Annotated in this window: 19 protein-coding genes; 14 read left to right on the forward strand and 5 right to left on the reverse strand. The window is 67.7% G+C overall.

What is annotated here, in order from left to right; translation table 11 throughout:
- Positions 1-61 precede the first annotated feature (61 nt).
- On the forward strand, positions 62-343 hold the full coding sequence (locus ACWH43_RS10745) for a hypothetical protein (RefSeq protein ID WP_260349721.1): 282 nt from the start codon (positions 62-64) through the stop codon (positions 341-343).
- Between the two features lie 8 nt (positions 344-351).
- Here ACWH43_RS10745 and ACWH43_RS10750 read toward each other — a convergent pair whose 3' ends face one another.
- Genes ACWH43_RS10750 through ACWH43_RS10770 form a run of 5 tightly spaced genes read right to left on the reverse strand, consistent with a single transcriptional unit; the run spans position 352 to position 1,685 of the window.
- On the reverse strand, positions 352-570 hold the full coding sequence (locus ACWH43_RS10750) for a hypothetical protein (protein WP_260349722.1): 219 nt from the start codon (positions 568-570) through the stop codon (positions 352-354).
- The gene (locus tag ACWH43_RS10755; RefSeq protein ID WP_260349724.1) at positions 570-767 is read right to left on the reverse strand and encodes a hypothetical protein; all 198 of its coding nucleotides are present in this window, start codon (positions 765-767) and stop codon (positions 570-572) included. The genes ACWH43_RS10750 and ACWH43_RS10755 overlap by 1 nt, the downstream gene beginning before the upstream one ends.
- Positions 768-823: 56 nt before the next feature.
- Entirely contained in the window at positions 824-1,174 is a 351-nt protein-coding gene (locus tag ACWH43_RS10760; RefSeq protein ID WP_260349725.1) for a hypothetical protein, read from the reverse strand.
- Between the two features lie 8 nt (positions 1,175-1,182).
- The gene (locus tag ACWH43_RS10765; RefSeq protein WP_260349726.1) at positions 1,183-1,512 is read right to left on the reverse strand and encodes a hypothetical protein; all 330 of its coding nucleotides are present in this window, start codon (positions 1,510-1,512) and stop codon (positions 1,183-1,185) included.
- Positions 1,512-1,685 carry a hypothetical protein gene (locus ACWH43_RS10770; protein WP_260349728.1) on the reverse strand — a complete coding sequence of 58 codons (174 nt, stop codon included), beginning with the start codon at positions 1,683-1,685 and terminating at the stop codon, positions 1,512-1,514. The genes ACWH43_RS10765 and ACWH43_RS10770 overlap by 1 nt, the downstream gene beginning before the upstream one ends.
- A 1,160-nt stretch (positions 1,686-2,845) precedes the next feature.
- Between ACWH43_RS10770 and ACWH43_RS10775 the strand changes: the two genes are divergently transcribed.
- The 13 genes from ACWH43_RS10775 (at position 2,846) to ACWH43_RS10835 (ending at position 14,432) form a co-directional block, all read left to right on the forward strand.
- A complete protein-coding gene (locus ACWH43_RS10775; protein ID WP_260349389.1) occupies positions 2,846-3,397 on the forward strand; it encodes a hypothetical protein in 552 nt (183 codons plus the stop codon).
- Positions 3,394-4,947 (forward strand): hypothetical protein, encoded by a 1,554-nt coding sequence (locus tag ACWH43_RS10780; RefSeq protein WP_260349390.1) that lies wholly within the window; start codon positions 3,394-3,396, stop codon positions 4,945-4,947. The genes ACWH43_RS10775 and ACWH43_RS10780 overlap by 4 nt, the downstream gene beginning before the upstream one ends.
- Positions 4,947-5,456 (forward strand): hypothetical protein, encoded by a 510-nt coding sequence (locus ACWH43_RS10785; RefSeq protein WP_260349391.1) that lies wholly within the window; start codon positions 4,947-4,949, stop codon positions 5,454-5,456. Before ACWH43_RS10780 ends, ACWH43_RS10785 begins: the two co-directional genes overlap by 1 nt.
- Complete coding sequence (locus ACWH43_RS10790; RefSeq protein ID WP_260349392.1) at positions 5,440-5,850, forward strand: hypothetical protein; 411 nt, start codon at positions 5,440-5,442, stop codon at positions 5,848-5,850. Before ACWH43_RS10785 ends, ACWH43_RS10790 begins: the two co-directional genes overlap by 17 nt.
- 6 nt (positions 5,851-5,856) lie before the next feature.
- Positions 5,857-7,479: a portal protein gene (locus ACWH43_RS10795; protein ID WP_260349393.1), complete on the forward strand. Its 1,623-nt coding sequence runs from the start codon at positions 5,857-5,859 to the stop codon at positions 7,477-7,479.
- The gene (locus ACWH43_RS10800) at positions 7,476-7,799 is read left to right on the forward strand and encodes a Bbp19 family protein (protein WP_260349394.1); all 324 of its coding nucleotides are present in this window, start codon (positions 7,476-7,478) and stop codon (positions 7,797-7,799) included. The genes ACWH43_RS10795 and ACWH43_RS10800 overlap by 4 nt, the downstream gene beginning before the upstream one ends.
- Entirely contained in the window at positions 7,786-8,721 is a 936-nt protein-coding gene (locus ACWH43_RS10805) for a hypothetical protein (protein ID WP_448153458.1), read from the forward strand. The genes ACWH43_RS10800 and ACWH43_RS10805 overlap by 14 nt, the downstream gene beginning before the upstream one ends.
- 45 nt (positions 8,722-8,766) lie before the next feature.
- Complete coding sequence (locus ACWH43_RS10810; protein ID WP_260349396.1) at positions 8,767-9,105, forward strand: hypothetical protein; 339 nt, start codon at positions 8,767-8,769, stop codon at positions 9,103-9,105.
- Between the two features lie 239 nt (positions 9,106-9,344).
- Positions 9,345-10,238, forward strand: coding sequence for a phage capsid protein (locus ACWH43_RS10815; protein WP_448153460.1), 894 nt, complete (start codon positions 9,345-9,347; stop codon positions 10,236-10,238).
- Positions 10,239-10,335: 97 nt separating this feature from the next.
- The gene (locus ACWH43_RS10820; RefSeq protein WP_260349398.1) at positions 10,336-10,815 is read left to right on the forward strand and encodes a hypothetical protein; all 480 of its coding nucleotides are present in this window, start codon (positions 10,336-10,338) and stop codon (positions 10,813-10,815) included.
- A 4-nt stretch (positions 10,816-10,819) separates the two neighbouring features.
- Complete coding sequence (locus ACWH43_RS10825; protein ID WP_260349399.1) at positions 10,820-11,446, forward strand: hypothetical protein; 627 nt, start codon at positions 10,820-10,822, stop codon at positions 11,444-11,446.
- On the forward strand, positions 11,440-13,662 hold the full coding sequence (locus ACWH43_RS10830) for a hypothetical protein (RefSeq protein ID WP_448153461.1): 2,223 nt from the start codon (positions 11,440-11,442) through the stop codon (positions 13,660-13,662). The genes ACWH43_RS10825 and ACWH43_RS10830 overlap by 7 nt, the downstream gene beginning before the upstream one ends.
- Positions 13,662-14,432, forward strand: coding sequence for a hypothetical protein (locus ACWH43_RS10835; RefSeq protein WP_260349401.1), 771 nt, complete (start codon positions 13,662-13,664; stop codon positions 14,430-14,432). Before ACWH43_RS10830 ends, ACWH43_RS10835 begins: the two co-directional genes overlap by 1 nt.
- Position 14,433 lies beyond the last annotated feature (1 nt).

Raw genomic sequence — 14,433 nt, forward strand, 5'->3', positions numbered from 1 at the left:
AGGTGCGACTGGACGCGCTCCACCGGCCGCGACATGATCCGCGCCGCAGGAGGGCAGGGCGATGATGCGAGCGGTGATCGCGGCGGGGCTGATGGTGGTGTCTGGGGCGGCGCGGGGGCAGTCTGAATTCGATTGCTATGAGAGGCAGGCCGCGCGCCTCGACGATAAACGCTCCGATGCTCGGACTGTCGCGGCCGCGGTGGTTGCAACCTGCCATCCAGGTCGGTTCTCAACCCGTAATGGCCGCGGTGAACTGACAGCGGCCGTAAGAGCGGAGCTTGAGAAGAGTCGAACGGCCGAGATCGACATGGCCACGGTGTTCGTATTGCGCGGCCGAAAGTGACTTTCTGATTACCAATACAATCCCTGGACCCGTTGCAGTGCGCGAGTGATCACGCTCGCATCGCTCTCGCCCGGCCGGCGGATCGCCTCCAGGTGCTCCAGGGCCTCGCGCTCCAGCTGGATCGAGAGCAGCCGGCCGCCGCGGGCTTTCAGCTGCTCGCGCGCCAGGCGCGCCATGGTGGCGCGATCGCGCGGCATCGCGGCGTCGTATTTCAGCGGGCGGGCCATCAGCACTTCTCCTCTGCGTCGCGGGCGAGGAGCCAGGCCATGGCGTCCCGCTGCCGAGGGAAGCGGCGTTGCTGGGCATGAACTGGCGCGCCGGCCGGGCGATGGATCGACCATGCAACCCAGCGCTCCCCCGGCTTGTTGCCAATGAACTTGGCGACCGTGCCGATGCGGCGATCCCCTATGAAAATGCCATGCATCTGCTAGACCCTCCTCGATGTCGCCGGCGTCGCCTCTCCGGGTTCGCCGGCCGATGTCATGCCCGGCCGCCTGGCAGCGGCCGGGCGTCTTCCTCGCCGCCGGCGTAATAGCTCGGCCGGCGCTCCAGTTCCTCGGCGATCAGGATCTCGGCGAAGAGCGGGACCTTCCGCTCCAGCCTATCGCGCAGATTGCGTCGGCGTACTTTCGCCTTCGCCTCGGCGCTCCAGCGGCGGATCGGGCGCTGCGTCACCAGCTGCCAGCTGATGACATAGCCGCAGCCGGGCGACCAGAGCGCCTTGACCTCGGCCGGGCAGGGCTGCCCGCGCTCGACGAGGACAGCCGCCAGGACGCGCGGCCCTGGCGGCTGTGTATAGGGATTGCCCCAGCTCAGGGACCAGCGCGCCATGTCCGGCATCAGAACAGGTCCAGCTGGTGGCGCTGGTCGCCGAACAGCGGCAGGGCGGACGTGTCGAACTCCTGCGGCGGGCGCTTGGCCATGCGTCGCTCCTGGACCTCCTGTATGGCTGCGTCTAGTCGCGTCATCGGTGTGGCAGGGATATCGCCGCGCATCGCCAGCAGCAGCCATGTGCCGGCCATTGCTGAGGCGGTGCGGGCCGACATGATGCGGGACGCCTGGCGGATCAGGTCCTCGCCATGGCGGAGCTCGACGTGGAAGCGGTCCGCGCCCTCGGAATAGTAGACGCTCGACCAGGTCGCGGTCGTGTTGTCGTTCGCGGGGATCATCAGCGGCGATCCTTCGGCAGGCGCTCGGCGATCTCCTGGTCGGTGAGATCCTCCAGGTAGACCAGGCAGGTGCCGCGGCGATTGACCATGATCGTGCGCCGGCCTTCGATCCGCCCCTTGTAATCCCGATGCGTCGCGGCCCAGACCGCGTCGAGCTGTTTTTTCCTGTCCATGTCTTCTCTCCGGGTTGTGTGGCGGCCTCTGGCAAGGCCGTGAGGAGAGTTATTGCACATGCGCTGAAATTAAATCAATGCCAAAATGCATAATTCTGAACAGCAGTGAAAACATGCGCCATTTCAGAGCTTAAGCGCCTTTTTGCTATCTGGTTCCTGTTGGGGATCGGCATGTGGATCGCGCGAGGATATTGACTTGCGGGCGCAAATCAGATCGGCGTGTGACATTCTGCATATCTGAAGGAACGCTCACGCGATGCCTCGCCGCCTCTGCCTCCCTGCAACCCTGTTTGGCAACGCGATTGGATCGCGCGCGCTGACGGGGTTCGGGCCGACAGGTGTTGCGGGGGCGTTGCGGATGGTGTTGCAGCGTAATGCGTTGCGATCGCTTGCATTTTCGCGCTCGCAACACCTGCAACACCTGCAACGCCCATTTGCCTCACGTGTGCATAGGCGAGGGCGGGCGCAGGCGAGGGCGGGCGCATCTACGCGCGGGTTCGGGCCTGTTGCAAGTGTTGCAAGTGTTGCAGATGATAAATCTATATATATATCAATTGGTTACCTGCAACACCCTTTGCAACGCCTCGCTTCGGCGCTGGCGCAGGGTGTTGCGGATCATCCCTGCTCGATCGGCTCCGCAGCGCCGCAGGCGATTAAATATCCTCGGATATTCAAAGGCTTGAGGGTTGCGAGGTCAGCCGGCGGCGGGAACCTCGGAAATGGGGTGTTGGCGATGCGTGCGCCGGGCTCGCGGCGGCGCGCCGGGCGCTCCGATCAGGGTAGGGCGCGGCCGCTCGGCCTCGCCCTGGCGCGGCCCGCACCGGCCGTTTTCGCGTCCGATCCGCCGCCAGTCGCCAGTGAAATCGTGCGATATCAAGTGCTTAGCCTCCCCGTTTTCGTAAGCGCCGCATCTATTTGGGGGGGTAGCCTCGCCTTCGGACCCCACCCCCCCTCGCTCCCGGACCCCCACCCCCCGGAACCGCCCGCCCCCTTTTCCGCCGCCCGCCTGGCTGCGCCTGCCGGCCCCTCCGAGGGCTTCCCTGATCGAGGGGGCGAAAACGCGGATCGGTGGGGCGCTGGGTCCAAGGGTTCCGGGGCTCCGGGATCAGGGGCGGCGAAGACAGGCGTCCTCGAAAAAGCGGGTTCGGGGGAGGTTTGGCATGGCTGACCACCACGGCAGCGCCGGCGTCGTCGCCGAAGTCGCTCGCGAGCTCCGCGGCGAGGTGCCGAGCGAGGCCGAACAGCTCGATCTGCTCGTCAGCGAGAACCGGCCGGCCGGCGATCTTATCCGCTGGGACAAAGCCAAGGTCGCGGCCGAGGCCGAGCGCACCCGCAAGGCCGGGCGGCCGAATGGCGCGCAGAACCTGGCGACGCGGGAGCTCAAGCGCTGGCTCGTCCAGCTGCTCGGCCGGACGCCGCAGGAATGGCGGGTCCGCTGGCTGATGATCCAACCCGAGGAACTGGCGAGGCGGCTGGGTTGCTCGGTCGCGGAGGCCTGGGACCGGCAGGATCGGATCGCCCAGTCGCTGCAGGGCTACTTCATGGCGAACATGCAGCCGGTCGACGACCAGGGCCGCGCGGTGCCGCTCGTCGCGCTCTCGATCGGCGGCCAGGTCGGCCAGGCCAACGGGGCGCAGCCCTGGTCCGAGTGGTTCCAGGGTGCGCAGGACGCCGGCCCGCTCCTCGATGTCACGCCGGAGGAGGGGGCATGACGATCCTCCGCTACGGCACGCTCGACGAGATGCTGCGCAGCTACGACGCCGGCACCGCCCTGCTGCTCGACAGCGCCGGGCCGGTCTCGGACGCCTTCATCATGTCGCGCGGGACGCGGGACCTGATCTCCGGCCCGGTCGGCTCCGGCAAGACGACGGCGGCGGTCAAGCGTGCCCTGCGCGCCGCGATGCGCCAGCCGCCAATGCTGCACAACGGCAAGCGCCTCAAGGGCGCGCCGCGCTTCTACCGGCTCAACGTCTACCGGGCGACGTACAAGGACATCTGGCAGACCACCGTCCCGAGCTGGTGCAAGATCCTCGACGAGAACAAGGGCGTCGGAAAGCTCGTCGGCTCTTCGCCGCGCCCCGGCCAATACACGCTCGACTTCGACGACGGCTGGGGGCCGATCCATTTCGAGGCGAATTTCCTCGCCTGGGGCGAGGATGCCGACCCCGACAGCCTGGGCGGCACGGAAGCGACGGACGCCTATCTCAACGAGATGCCGACGCTGCGCGAGGACCTGTTCATCAACCTCGGCCGCACGGTCGGCCGCTTTCCGAACCGGGGCGAGATCGGCCTGCCCGACGATCCGGCGATCCCGTACGGCGCGATCTTCGGCGACGCCAATGCCCCGGAGCCGGACAGCTGGGTCTATCGCGATTTCTGGGGGCCGGAGAAGCCGGAAGGCTATCGACATTTCCGCCAGCCGGGCGGCTTGGACCCGAACGCGGAAAACCTGAAGGCGGTCGGCCGGACGTACTACACGGCCATGGTCGAGGCGAACCGGCACCGGCCTTGGTGGATCAAGATCAAGGTCCACCACAAGCCCGGCTACAATCGCGAAACCGACGTGATCTACGCCGATTTCGACGACGATCTGCACGTCTCGATGACCCCGCTCAAGGTCTATCCGGTGCTGCCGGTCCTGGTCGGCATCGATGGCGGTCTGACGCCGGCGGCGGTGTTCGAGCAGGAACTGCCCGACGGCACGTTGAACCTCCTCGCGGAAGTGGTCATCACGCGCGGCGACGAGTTCGACCTGGCCGAGGGCATGAAGGTGATCATGGGCTCGGCGCGCTTCGCCGGCTGCGAGTTCGCGATCCAGTGTGATCCGGCGATGGATGCCGGTGACGATCTGACCATCGGCTCGATGCGCGCCCGCCTGGCGAAGGCGCTGGGCCTGCCGTCGCTGGCGGTGAAGCTCGCTGCGACCAACGACCCGGAGAGCCGCCACGCGCCGATCCGCGAAAAGATCAAGGACGGTCGCCGCAAGCTCCAGGTCGACGCCACGCATTGCCCGACTGTCCGTCGCGCGCTCGCCGGCACCTACCAGTACCACCGCACGCGGGGCACGGCGGAGCGCGGCCGCGCCGTCAAGAACCCCGACAGCCACGTCATGGAGGCGGCGGAATACGGCGCGATGCAGTGCGGCACGGAGAGCGCCCGCATCCGCAAGACTGAGCGCATTCGCCAGCGCGAGGCCAAGCGCAACCGGGCCGCCGGCGGCAAGCCGCAGCGCTATTCCCCGCTCGCCAGGAAGGTGCGCTGATGTTCGTCCGTCGCACCCACCCGGCCGAGATCCTGGAGATCTGCGCGGATCTGCGCCCGGCCGACCGGGCCGAGATGCTGGCGACCAGCTTCGTCGACGATCCGGCCGAGCACGGCGCGGCGATCGCCTCGGGGCTCGACCAGGCCGTCGTCGCGCTCACCCTGCTGGACGATCGGCGCGCGCCCGTCGCCTTCGTCGGTTTCTGGCAGATCGCGCCCGGCGTCGCCACGGTCGCGATGTTCGCGACCCCGGCCTTTCCCAGCATCGCGAAGGAGGCCCATCGCTTCTGCCGGGACAGGCTGATGCGCGATGCCGTGCCGCGCGCCTTCCGCCGCGTCGAGTGCCGGGCGCTGGAAACCAACGCCAGGGCCCGTCTCTGGCTCAAGCGCCTGGGTTTCGTCGAAGAGGCCGTTCTGCCTCGCTTGGGCAAGCGCGGTGAGAGTTTCGTGCAGTGCGCGTGGGTTAATCCCTCATACCGGCAGGAGGCTCCGCATGAGCTTTTTCAGTAATCTGTTTTCCGGGAAGCAGGCGCGTATCGCCCAGATCTGGCAGGCGCAGCAGTTCCAGCAGCAGCAGGCGACCGCGGCGGCCGAGCAGCAGCGGCTGAACGACGAGATCGCGGCCAACCGCGAGAACTCGCAGAAGCAGATCGAGCTGCTCAACCAGCAAAGCGAGGCGGCGCTGGCCCAGGCGGCGGAGACGGCGCGCCAGGCCCAGAAGCAGGCGGAGGAGGCGAACTACCGGGCCTCGCTGACGCCGGCGGACAGCGAGGATGCGCGGGCCGCCGCCGATCGCCGGTTGAAGAAGCTCCAGGCGGCGCGCGGCGTCGCCTCGACGATCGTGCAGCGCACGGGCGGGCTCGGCGCGGCCTCCGTGGCGACGCAGCAGCTGCTCGGGGCCTGATCCGCCATGCTCGGGCTCACCGACATTCTCGCGCGCCATGACGAGCTCAAGGCGATCCGCGCTCCGGTCGAGCGCCAGTGGCGCGAGATCGCGCAGCTGATGTGCCCCGAGCAGGAGGACATGTTCACCGGCAACAGCCGGACGAACCCCGCCTATGACGAGATCTACGACGCCACGACGATGCAGGCGGCGGAGGCCTTCTCCGGTGGCATCTACGGCCAGATGACCAATCCGGCGAACAACTGGTTCGAGTTCGGCCTGGAGGATCCCGAGCTCGCCAGCTACTACCCGGTCAAGAGCTGGCTGTGGCGGCAGAGCCGCAAGGCTTATGGCACGTTCTCGCCGGCCCGCTCGAAGTTCTACTCGGAAGCGCCCGGCTGGTTCGGAGATCTCGGCATCTTCGGCCTGGGCACGATGTATTCCGAGGAGATCGTCGGCGCCGGCCGCTTCCTGGACCGCGCCATTCCGCTCGGCGAAAGCTACATCGATGTCGATGCCGAGGGCGATGTCGACACCTTCCATCGCGCCTTCAGGCTCACCGGCCGCCAGGCCAAGCAGAAATTCCCCGAGCTCGACGCACTGGGCAACCAGGTCAACGACCGCACGACCTATGATGTCATCCACGCGGTCTGCCCGAACCCGGAATACGACGCCCGCCGCATCGGCGTCCATGGCAAGGCCTTCCTGTCCGTCTATGTCGCGCCCCAGATCAAGAACTTCATCCGGGTCGGCGGCTATCATCGCATGCCGTATCACGTCGTCATGTGGAAGCGTCGCCCCGGCCGGGTCTATCCGGTCGGCCCCGGCCATATCGCCCGCCCCGAGGCGGCGATGCTCAACGAGATGGAGCGCACCCATATCGTCGCGGCGCAGCGGGCGGCGGACCCGACCATCCTGGCCCATGACGAGGACACATTCTCGCCGGCGGATTACTATCCGGGCAACGTCATCTACGGCCAGGTGAACGAACGCGGCCAGCCCCTGGCCCAGCCGCTCAACAGCGGCGCGAACCTCCAGCTCTCGCTCGACATGTCGAAGGAGCGGCGGGACGCGATCCGCCAGGCCTTCTATTTCAGCGTCATGCAGCTGGTGAACCGGCCGCAGATGACCGCGACGGAATTCCTCGGCTTCCAGGAGGAGTACTTGCGCCAGATGGGGCCGAACCTCGGCCGCATCCAGTCGCAAGGATTGGCCCCGCTGATCGCCCGTCGCTACGATATCCTGGCCCAGGCCGGACAGATCGACCCGCCGCCGCCCGAGCTCGAAAACCAGCCGCTCCAGATCGAATATACCTCGCCGCTCGCCAAGATGCAGAAGGCCGGCGAGGCCAAGGCCACGCTGCAATACGTCAACGGGATGCAGCAGCTCGCGGCCGCGACGCAGGATATCGGCGTCATGGACAATGTCGACGGCGATGCCGTGGCGGCCGTGCTGCACGAGGCGATGGGGCCGCCGCCCTCGATCCGGCGCGATCCGGCCGAGGTCGCGAAGCTGCGCCAGCAGCGCGCGCAGATCGCAGCCCGGCGCGAGCAGCTGGTGCAGGACGGTCAGGCGGCCGAGACCGAGGCCACCCGCGCCCATGCCGCCCAGGCGGCGACGCTCTCGACGCAGCGCGAGGCCGGACAATGAGGCTGATCGCGCCGCTCCGGGCCTTCTGGCCGAACCTGCGCGAGCGCCGCCAGCTCGTCGCCGAATACCAGCAGCTCGGCCGCATGCGGATCCTGCTGGCCGATATCGCCAAGCGCGGCGGGATCTTCAGCGCGGGTCCGCGCCAGCCGGATCTCTATGCCGCCGGCGTCGCCGAAGGCCGCCGGCAGATCGCACTCGAGTTGATCCGCACGTCCGGGCTCGAACCGGCCGAGCTCCAGAAGGCCTGCACCGATCCCATCCCCGTCGATCACCGGCGCCCGAGCCATCATCCAGGAGGAGTGACCTATGTTGATCCGTAAGCTGTTGCCCATGCCCGTCTTCAATGCCGCCGACGCCACAGGAGGCGCGGATGGCGGTGGCGGTGACGGCGGCGCAGCGGCCGCCGCCGCGGCGGCCGGTGGCGGCGATGGCGGCCAGGGCGGCGGGGCCGAGCCCTGGTACACGCCGTTCAATCTCGACGAGCCGGCCAAGCAGTTCATCGCCGATCGCAAGTTCGATCGGCCGGATGGGCTCCAGTCTCTTCTGAAGTCCGCGATCGAGAGTGATCGGGTCGCCCGCTCCCGCAACGTCTTCGAGAAGCCGGACCCTGCCCGGGTGAACGAATGGGCAGGCTGGTCGGAGCTCGGCTGGAAGGAAAAGCCGGAAGACTACGCGCTGAAGAAGCCGCAGACCCCGCAGAATTTCCAGTACATGCAGAGCTTCGAGGACGCGATCAAGAAGATCGCGCATGAGAACAAGGTGCCGCTGCCGGCGGCCCAGGCGATGCTCGACGGCCTCACCGCCTTCGCCGTGTCCGAGATCGACGCCACCGACGCGCGCGGCGCGAAGGCCGCGCAGGATCTCGACGTGGCGCTGCGGAAGGACTGGGGCGCGGACTATGACCGCAATGTCGAGCTCGCCCGGCGTGCGGTCCGGCATTTCGGCGTCGGCCTCGACGACAGCTCCCAGCTGGAGGCGATCATCGGCGCGCCGAGCCTCACCAGGCTCTTCCATCAGATCGGCGCGGCCATGGGCGAGGACAAGCTCGTGGTCTCCGGCGGAGGCGGCGGCCTCGGCGAGAGCATGGAGGGGCTGCGCGCCGAGCTCCGCCGGCTCCAGGGCGACAAGGACTTCATGACCGCGCTCGGTGACGAGCGCCACGCTCGCCATGCCAATGTCGCGGCCCAGCGCAAGGCGATCATCGACAAGATCGCCGCGATCGAGCTCAAGCAGCGGCGCTGATCGACCCCGTAGTTCGACAGCCCTTGGAACCGACAGGAGGTCATGATGGGCAAGACGAAGAAGGCGGCCGCACCGACCAACGCCGCGACCGACCAGGACAGCTCGGCGGCGGCGGAGAAGAGCAAGGCAGAAGCTGCACAGAGGAAGAAGGCCAAGGCCTTCATGCAGGGCTTCGTCGACGACGTGCCGCACGAGGCGCAGGCGCAAGGCGGTCTCTACAGCTTCTGCGTTCGCGACCGCTGGTATCGCACCAAGCCGGGCCTCCTCGATGGCTGGTATAGGCTGGGCGAATGGGCCATCCGCATTCAAGGCGGCGAGCCCGTCACGGCCGCGCACAGCGACAACGGGCTGTTCCCGAAGAACATCAAATTCGACCTGTCTTGACAGCGCAGGGCAAATCAGACAGCCCTTGACGCCATAGGAGCCCGCCGGCGCAGCGCCGGCGGCAAATGCCGCAACCGCCCGCTCCGGGTGGCCCGCCGGGGAGCTGGAGCCCCGCTCAACCAGCCGCCGATCGCGGGCGTTAAACGACAGGCCTGGCCCGCTGGATGGGGTGCGCCCCTACCAGCCGCAACCTCGCCGAAGCAACCGACTTCCCTTTGCTTCGTGACGAGGAGGTGGCCATGGCAGGCCCCGTCAGCGATACGCACCGCATCACTTATCGAGAAAACATCATCCTCGCCCTCCAGGAGCGGAAGGCGATCTTCGACGACGCCTTCATGTTCGATGGCGGGCTGAAGGGCAAACAGGTCCAGATGACCGATATCATCGGCGCGACCGAGGCGCGCGTCGACGCGCCGGAAGGCGGCGATACGCCCAATGTCGAGGCCACCCACGAGCCGGTCTGGGTCCGCCCGCGCCGCATCGACTGGGGCAAGGTCATCAAGAAGGAGGACCAGATCAAGGCCCTCACCGACTACAAGTCGGAATACGTCCAGGGCGGCGCGCTCGCCGTCGTGCGCAAGAAGAACATCATCCTCTCGGATGCCTTCTTCAACGCGCGCCTGATCGGCTCCGAGGTTCCTGTCGCCACCCCCTGGGCCGGCTCGACCGTGCCGCAGACGGTCGGCTCCGACGACGGTTCCACCGCGGTCGGCATGAACGTCAAGAAGATCCTCCGGGCTTTCAAGCTGCTGGAGGACAAGGAAATCGTCGTCGAGGAGGAGGATATCTACCTCGCGCTCGACCCGCAGGAGATCGAGGACCTCTATTACGATCTCACCTACGTCAACAAGGACTATCGCTCCAAGGCGGTGCTGGAGGAGAAGCGCGTGCTCTCCATCCTCGGCATCCCGATCATCCCGACCAAGCGCATTGCCGACGACAGCGCCAACGTCTCGGCGGCGGCGCTGTGGTGCAAGTCCGGCATGGTCTGGGGCGAGTTCGACCCGGTTTCGGTCAAGTCCGAGCCCAACCCGGCCAAGCAGTACCGCGAGCACCCCTACATCGAGACCTGGATCGGCGCGACCCGCCTCCAGGACGAGAAGGTGATCAAGATCCTGAACAAGCAGGGCTGATCGCTCGCCTTCGCAGCGCGCCTGCCGGCGCGCCGCATCCATCGCCTTCCATCTTCATGCTGCCGGAGCTGCGGCCCGGCATATCCAGGAGGCCCCCATGGCCGTCGTCAAGAAATACGCGCGGTCCTACAAGGATCCCGCCACCGTCGCCCTGCCGCCCGCCGCCTTCGTCGAGGGCCGCGTGCGGTGCATCACCACCGGCCCCGTCGCCATCGCCAGCGGCGACAGCGCCACCTCGCGGCTCTATCTCGGCAAGGTTCCGTCGAGCGCGATCATCCTGCCGATGTCGACGCTCTATCACGGCGCGCTCACCGGCGTGTCCGACTTCGATATCGGCGTCGAGAAGGACGGCACCACCGTCAGCATCGACGCCCTGGCGGACGGGTTGAACCTCACCTCGGCCGGCAACAAGAGCGTCGTCGCCAAGCTCGCCACCGGCTCGATCGGCAAGCGCCTGTTCGAGGTCCTCGGTCTGGCGACCGATCCGGGTTGCGAATACGATCTGGTCGGCACGCTCAAGGCCGATGCCTCGGCCGACGGCGTGCTGGAAGCGTTCGTCCTCTACGCCAAGAAGTAGCGGCATGGCGCGCGCGGCGACAGAGACCGAGGCGGCCAACGGTGCGCTCGCCGAGATCGGCGAGCCGCCGATCGCCTCGCTCGACGAGCCGCGCGCGGCCGCCCGCGTCTGCAAGTCCCGCTTCCACGATGTCCGCGACGCGCTGCTGCGCGAGGCGGACTGGAATTTCGCCACGGCCTGGGTCGTTCCCGGCATGGACCCGACGCCGGCGCGCGGGCCGCTGAAGAAGCGCTATGTCCTGCCGCCGGACTGCGTGAAGGTGCGCTTCGTCGAGGGGCTCGAAGAAGACGAGTGGGCGCTGGAGGCTTCCTCCGTCGATCCGACCTCCGCGCCGATCCTGGGCGGCATCCTGGTCACGAATGCCGCCGCGCCGAATGTCTGCTACACCCGCATCATCCAGCAGCCGGTCCTCTGGGACGCGCTGTTCCTCACCGTCTTCCAGAAGCGCCTCGGCGCGGCCGCCGCGCCGCGCATCGGCCGCAGCCAGGCCATCGCCGGCCGGCTGAACGGGGAGGCGGCGGCCCTGCTGAAACCGGCCAAGCGCAGGGACAGCCAGGAGAAGGCGCGCACCCAGCTGCCGCGCGAGACCAGCTGGCTCGCGGCCCGCCGCGGAGGCCGGCGACCATGGTGACGGCCAATCTCGACAAGTCGCAGTTCTCGGCCGGCGAGCTCGATCCGGCGCTGCATGCCCGCAAGGACCTCGCCCGCAACCAGGCGGGGCTGAAGGCCTGCGAAAACTACGTCGTCATGGTCGAGGGCGGGCTCACCCGCACGCCCGGCACCGCCTATGTCGCGCCGTTGAAGGACGAGATGCAGCGCGGCAAGCTCGTGCCCTTCGAGTTTTCCGTCGACGACAACTACATGCTCGCCTTCAACGCCGGCGTCATGCGGGTCCACCGCAACGGCGGCATCGTCATCGACGGCGACGATCCGCCGAACCCCTACGAGCTCGCCGTCCCGTTCGCCGAGGCGGACCTGCCGAACCTGCGCTGGGCCGGCTCCGGCGACGTGATCTTCATCGCCTGGGCCAAGCAGCCGAAGGTCCTGACCCGCAAGGATCACGATGACTGGACGATCGAGGACTACGGCAATCTGCGCGGCCCGGTCGAGCCGCAGAATACCGATACGGCCAAGACGATCAGCGCCTCGGCCGCGACCGGCTCCGTCACCCTGACAGCCAGCAGCGACCTCTTCCAGGCCGCCCATGTCGGCTCGATCTGGCGGCTCGACGAGGCCAACCTCGCCAATGTCCCGACCTGGAAGGGCAACGAGAAGCCGCTCGCGGTCGGCGACCTGCGCCGCAACGGCGGTAAGGTCTACTCGGTCGCGGCCATCACCGGCACCAATGTCGGCGAGGATGCGGGCCCGAACCCGCCGACGCACGAGGAAGGCCAGGTCCTCGCCGGCAAGGGCAACGTCGTCTGGCAGTACGAGCACTCCGGCTATGGCCATGTGAAGATCACGGCCTTCATCGACGCCACCCACGTCACCGCCACTGTGATCGGCCAGTTGCCGGGCGATGTCGTCGCCCCGAACGCGACCTATCGCTGGTACGAGGCGGCCTGGTCGGACGTGAAGGGCTGGCCCAAGCAGGTCCGCCTGGCCGACAACAGCCTGGTCTGGACCGACCGCAACCGCTTCTGGCGCAGCAAGGTCACGGATCTCTACGATTTCGAGCTCTCGGCCGACGACGACAGCGCCATCGCGACGCGCATCTTCAGCCAGGACGGCACGCTCGTCGATATCCAGTGGGTGCTGAACGCCGGCATCCTCGTGCTCGGCACGCGCTCCGGCGAATGGATCGTGCGCGGCGGCTCGGATCCGTTCGAGCCGCTCACCCTGGCCAATATCCGCATGATCCCGGACACCAACGAGGGCTCGGCACCGCATATCCCGCAGCCCGTCGATGGCGGGGCCGTCTTCATCGGCCGTTCGCGGGACCGGCTGCACTTCGCCAAGTTCGATCGCGTCTCCGAAGACATCGACATGTCGGAGCTCACGCTCTACGCCCGCAACATCCTGCGCGGCGTCGCCACGGTCCTGGCCTATCAGCGCGACCCGCATCGCGTCGTCTGGATCGCGACCGCGGCCGGCGAGCTGATCTCGGTGACGTTCCGCCCCGACCAGGAGGTGATCGGCTGGGCGCGTCATCCCGACGATAACGGCAGCGTCGAGGACATGGCGGTCATCGCCTCGGCGGACGCCTCCTACAGCCAGCTCTGGATGATCGTCCGGCGCTCGATCGACGGGCAGACGCGCCGCTATATCGAGACGATGGCTCCTTTCTTCCGCCCGGCGAACTTCAACACGCCGGACGCCTCGGGAGCATGGATGGTCCGCAGCGGCCTGCGCTACCAGGGCGCGCCGGCCACCACGATCAGCGGTCTCGACCATCTCAGGGGCGAGGAGGTCGCGATCATGACGGATGGCCGCCAGCATGTGCGCCGCACGGTCAGCGCGGATGGCGAGATTACCCTGCAATATGCCGCCGGCGACGTGCTGGTCGGCCTGCCGATCAATGGCCGTATCCGCACGCTCTCGGCGGAAACGACGATCGACGGCAGCGGCACCAAGGGAACCAAGAAGAAGGCGGACAGCGTCCTCCTCGAACGCCTGTTCGGGGCCGGCGGCACGCTCTCGGCCAATGACGGGCCGCCCGAGCCGCTGCTGCTGTCCGGCCACATCATGCCGGCAGGCGCATGGCCCCTCGAAACGATCTCCAGGTCGGTCACGACCGAAAGCCCGATCGAGGACTTCATGGAGATCGAGCTCGTCAACGATACAGTCTATCCCGACACGATCCTCGGCCTCTCGCCGCATGTCAATTTCGTCGAGGACCGGGGCTGATGTGCGAGCCGACACTCCTCACCGCCGCGACGATGGGCCTCCAGGCCGGGGCGGGGCTGTTCTCCGCCGGCATGCAGTCGCGCGCCAGTGCTTCGCAGGCGCGCCTCGGCATCTGGCAGGCCGTCCAGGAGAGCCAGGCCGGTTTCGATGAGGCCGGCGCGGTCTCCCGCGTCCTGGTCGGCGAGGCGAACGACACCGCCGGCTTTACCGTCGATCAGGCGACGCGAGCGACCCGCGCCTATTCGCTGGCGATCGAGATCGCCAACAAGAACGCCGAGCTGGCTTTGGGCAAGGCCAACCTGGAGGAGAACCGCGTCCGCGACGAGACCAAGGCGGCGCTGGCTCAGCAATCGACCTATTTCGCCGCCAACAACATGGACCCGACCTATGGTTCACCGCTGCTGCTCTCCGCCTTCGGCGCGGCCCAGGGCGAGAGCGATGCCCTGATCGTCCGTGCCGGCGGTAGGCAGGAGGCGGCGGACCAGCGCTGGACCGCCTATCAGCTCGCCGACAAGCAGGACGAAGGCATCAAGACGGCAGGCTTCTCGATCGAGAGCGGCTACAAGACCGCCTCCAACCAGATCGACAGCGCCTATCGCACGGCGAAGACGCGCGGGGCGTCCGGCAATATCGCCGCCGGCATCACCGCCTCGAACACCTTGCGCGCCGGCCAGTACGGGGCGGCCACGGCCTTGCTGTCCGTCGCCACCAACTGGGCGACGCAGGCCATGGGCGGCAAGCTCTCGGCCATCGGCATCAAGGGGATCTGAC

The sequence above is a fragment of the Allobosea minatitlanensis genome (assembly GCF_964020775.1).

What these genes read in the sequence shown, in the direction of transcription:
- ACWH43_RS10745 (WP_260349721.1), top strand. Translation starts at nt 62, where the DNA reads ATGATGCGAGCGGTGATCGCGGCGGGGCTGATGGTGGTGTCTGGGGCG.
- ACWH43_RS10750 (WP_260349722.1), bottom strand. Translation starts at nt 570, where the DNA reads ATGGCCCGCCCGCTGAAATACGACGCCGCGATGCCGCGCGATCGCGCC.
- ACWH43_RS10755 (WP_260349724.1), bottom strand. Translation starts at nt 767, where the DNA reads ATGCATGGCATTTTCATAGGGGATCGCCGCATCGGCACGGTCGCCAAG.
- ACWH43_RS10760 (WP_260349725.1), bottom strand. Translation starts at nt 1,174, where the DNA reads ATGGCGCGCTGGTCCCTGAGCTGGGGCAATCCCTATACACAGCCGCCA.
- ACWH43_RS10765 (WP_260349726.1), bottom strand. Translation starts at nt 1,512, where the DNA reads ATGATCCCCGCGAACGACAACACGACCGCGACCTGGTCGAGCGTCTAC.
- ACWH43_RS10770 (WP_260349728.1), bottom strand. Translation starts at nt 1,685, where the DNA reads ATGGACAGGAAAAAACAGCTCGACGCGGTCTGGGCCGCGACGCATCGG.
- ACWH43_RS10775 (WP_260349389.1), top strand. Translation starts at nt 2,846, where the DNA reads ATGGCTGACCACCACGGCAGCGCCGGCGTCGTCGCCGAAGTCGCTCGC.
- ACWH43_RS10780 (WP_260349390.1), top strand. Translation starts at nt 3,394, where the DNA reads ATGACGATCCTCCGCTACGGCACGCTCGACGAGATGCTGCGCAGCTAC.
- ACWH43_RS10785 (WP_260349391.1), top strand. Translation starts at nt 4,947, where the DNA reads ATGTTCGTCCGTCGCACCCACCCGGCCGAGATCCTGGAGATCTGCGCG.
- ACWH43_RS10790 (WP_260349392.1), top strand. Translation starts at nt 5,440, where the DNA reads ATGAGCTTTTTCAGTAATCTGTTTTCCGGGAAGCAGGCGCGTATCGCC.
- ACWH43_RS10795 (WP_260349393.1), top strand. Translation starts at nt 5,857, where the DNA reads ATGCTCGGGCTCACCGACATTCTCGCGCGCCATGACGAGCTCAAGGCG.
- ACWH43_RS10800 (WP_260349394.1), top strand. Translation starts at nt 7,476, where the DNA reads ATGAGGCTGATCGCGCCGCTCCGGGCCTTCTGGCCGAACCTGCGCGAG.
- ACWH43_RS10805 (WP_448153458.1), top strand. Translation starts at nt 7,786, where the DNA reads ATGTTGATCCGTAAGCTGTTGCCCATGCCCGTCTTCAATGCCGCCGAC.
- ACWH43_RS10810 (WP_260349396.1), top strand. Translation starts at nt 8,767, where the DNA reads ATGGGCAAGACGAAGAAGGCGGCCGCACCGACCAACGCCGCGACCGAC.
- ACWH43_RS10815 (WP_448153460.1), top strand. Translation starts at nt 9,345, where the DNA reads ATGGCAGGCCCCGTCAGCGATACGCACCGCATCACTTATCGAGAAAAC.
- ACWH43_RS10820 (WP_260349398.1), top strand. Translation starts at nt 10,336, where the DNA reads ATGGCCGTCGTCAAGAAATACGCGCGGTCCTACAAGGATCCCGCCACC.
- ACWH43_RS10825 (WP_260349399.1), top strand. Translation starts at nt 10,820, where the DNA reads ATGGCGCGCGCGGCGACAGAGACCGAGGCGGCCAACGGTGCGCTCGCC.
- ACWH43_RS10830 (WP_448153461.1), top strand. Translation starts at nt 11,440, where the DNA reads ATGGTGACGGCCAATCTCGACAAGTCGCAGTTCTCGGCCGGCGAGCTC.
- ACWH43_RS10835 (WP_260349401.1), top strand. Translation starts at nt 13,662, where the DNA reads ATGTGCGAGCCGACACTCCTCACCGCCGCGACGATGGGCCTCCAGGCC.